Annotated in this window: 1 rRNA gene; it reads left to right on the forward strand. The window is 54.9% G+C overall.

Features of this window, described 5'->3' with window-relative positions:
• Positions 1 to 86: 86 nt before the first annotated feature.
• Positions 87 to 2,999, forward strand: a 23S ribosomal RNA gene (locus KNO76_RS13710).
• Positions 3,000 to 3,004 lie beyond the last annotated feature (5 nt).

Here is a 3,004-nt window from a genome sequence, read left to right on the forward strand (position 1 = left end):
TTGTTCCTTGAAAACTGAAGATTCATCAAGACATCAAAAACCAATTTCACATATGGTCCATAATGGACCGTGTGTCTTAGACGCTAGATCAAGGTAGAAAGGGCGTACGGTGGATGCCTTGGCACTAGGAGCCGATGAAGGACGCGACGAACAGCGAAATGCTCTGGGGAGTGGTAAGTACACATCGATCCAGAGATATCCGAATGGGGGAACCCACCGCCGGGAGACTGGCGGGACACCCACGTGAATACATAGCGTGGCGTGAGGCAAACCCGGGGAACTGAAACATCTAAGTACCCGGAGGAAGAGAAAGAAAATTCGATTCCCTGAGTAGCGGCGAGCGAAACGGGAACAGCCCAAACCAGGAAGCATGCTTCCTGGGGTTGTAGGACACTCTACACGGAGTTACAAAGGGATAGGGTAGGTGAACGACCTGGAAAGGTCGGCCAGAGAAGGTGACGGCCCTGTAGCCGAAACCCCATCCCCTCCAGAGTGGATCCTGAGTACGGCGGGACACGTGAAACCCCGTCGGAATCCGGGAGGACCATCTCCCAAGGCTAAATACTTCCTAGTGACCGATAGTGAACCAGTACCGTGAGGGAAAGGTGAAAAGCACCCCGGAAGGGGAGTGAAACAGATCCTGAAACCGTATGCCTACAAGTAGTCAGAGCCCGTTAACGGGTGATGGCGTGCCTTTTGTAGAATGAACCGGCGAGTTACGATGGCGGGCGAGGTTAAGCCGATGAGGCGGAGCCGCAGCGAAAGCGAGTCTGAACAGGGCGCATCAGTCCGTCGTCGTAGACCCGAAACCAGGTGATCTACCCATGTCCAGGATGAAGGTCAGGTAACACTGACTGGAGGTCCGAACCCACGCACGTTGAAAAGTGCGGGGATGAGGTGTGGGTAGCGGTGAAATGCCAATCGAACCTGGAGATAGCTGGTTCTCTCCGAAATAGCTTTAGGGCTAGCCTCGAGGTGAAGAGTTCTGGAGGTAGAGCACTGATTGGACTAGGGGCCCCCACAGGGTTACCGAATTCAGTCAAACTCCGAATGCCAGCAACTTGTACTCGGGAGTCAGACTGCGAGTGATAAGATCCGTAGTCGAGAGGGAAACAGCCCAGACCATCAGCTAAGGTCCCCAAGTGTATGTTAAGTGGAAAAGGATGTGGCGCTGCACAGACAACTAGGATGTTGGCTTAGAAGCAGCCACCATTCAAAGAGTGCGTAATAGCTCACTAGTCGAGTGGCGCCGCGCCGAAAATGTAACGGGGCTAAACATACCACCGAAGCTATGGATCCCGTAAGGGATGGTAGGAGAGCGTTCCAAGCAGCAGTGAAGCGGTACCGTGAGGAGCCGTGGAGCGCTTGGAAGTGAGAATGCCGGTGTGAGTAGCGAAAAGAGGGGTGAGAATCCCCTCCGTCGAAAGCCCAAGGTTTCCTGAGGAAGGCTCGTCCGCTCAGGGTTAGTCTGGACCTAAGCCGAGGCCGAAAGGCGTAGGCGATGGACAACAGGTTGATATTCCTGTACCGCCGTACCACCGTTTGAACGATGGGGGGACGCAGAAGGATAAGGTGACCGTGCGACTGGAAGTGCACGGACAAGCAGCAAGGCCGTCGGGTTGGCAAATCCGCCCGACACCAAGGTTGAGCTGTGACGTGGAGCCCGTAGGGCGAAGCACCGGATTTCACGCTGCCAAGAAAAGCCTCTAGTGAGGAGGTCGGCGCCAGTACCGCAAACCGACACAGGTAGGCGAGATGAGAATTCTAAGACGCGCGGGATAACTCTCGTTAAGGAACTCGGCAAAATGGTCCCGTAACTTCGGGAGAAGGGACGCTTATGGCAACATAAGCCGCAGTGAATAGGCCCAAACGACTGTTTAGCAAAAACACAGGTCTCTGCTAAATCGCAAGATGAAGTATAGGGGCTGACGCCTGCCCGGTGCTGGAAGGTTAAGGGGATGTGTCATCGCAAGAGAAGCACTGAACCGAAGCCCCAGTAAACGGCGGCCGTAACTATAACGGTCCTAAGGTAGCGAAATTCCTTGTCGGGTAAGTTCCGACCCGCACGAAAGGCGTAACGATTTGGGCACTGTCTCAACGAGAGACCCGGTGAAATCATAGTACCTGTGAAGATGCAGGTTACCCGCGACAGGACGGAAAGACCCCATGGAGCTTTACTACAGCCTGATATTGAGGCTTTGTACGCGATGTACAGGATAGGTGGGAGTCTGTGAAGCCGGAGCGCCAGCTTCGGTGGAGACACCCTTGGGATACCACCCTTTGCGTATAGAGTCTCTAACTCGCAGCCGTGATCCGGCTGGAGGACCGTGTCAGGCGGGTAGTTTGACTGGGGCGGTCGCCTCCTAAACAGTAACGGAGGCGCCCAAAGGTTCCCTCAGAATGGTTGGAAATCATTCGAAGAGTGCAAAGGCAGAAGGGAGCTTGACTGCGAGACCTACAAGTCGAGCAGGGACGAAAGTCGGGCTTAGTGATCCGGTGGTTCCGCATGGAAGGGCCATCGCTCAACGGATAAAAGCTACCCTGGGGATAACAGGCTGATCTCCCCCAAGAGTCCACATCGACGGGGAGGTTTGGCACCTCGATGTCGGCTCATCGCATCCTGGGGCTGGAGTAGGTCCCAAGGGTTGGGCTGTTCGCCCATTAAAGCGGTACGCGAGCTGGGTTCAGAACGTCGTGAGACAGTTCGGTCCCTATCCGTCGTGGGCGCAGGAAATTTGAGGAGAGCTGTCCTTAGTACGAGAGGACCGGGATGGACGCACCGCTGGTGTACCAGTTGTTCCGCCAGGAGCATCGCTGGGTAGCTACGTGCGGACGGGATAAGTGCTGAAAGCATCTAAGCATGAAGCCCCCTCCGAGATGAGATTTCCCTTTGAGCAATCAAGAAAGACCCCTCAGAGACGATGAGGTAGATAGGTCATGGGTGGAAGCGTGGTGACACGTGGAGCTGAATGATACTAATCGGTCGAGGCTTTGATCTAGTCTA

The sequence above is a fragment of the Exiguobacterium sp. s101 genome (assembly GCF_018617835.1).
GTDB classification, from domain to species: domain Bacteria; phylum Bacillota; class Bacilli; order Exiguobacteriales; family Exiguobacteriaceae; genus Exiguobacterium; species Exiguobacterium marinum.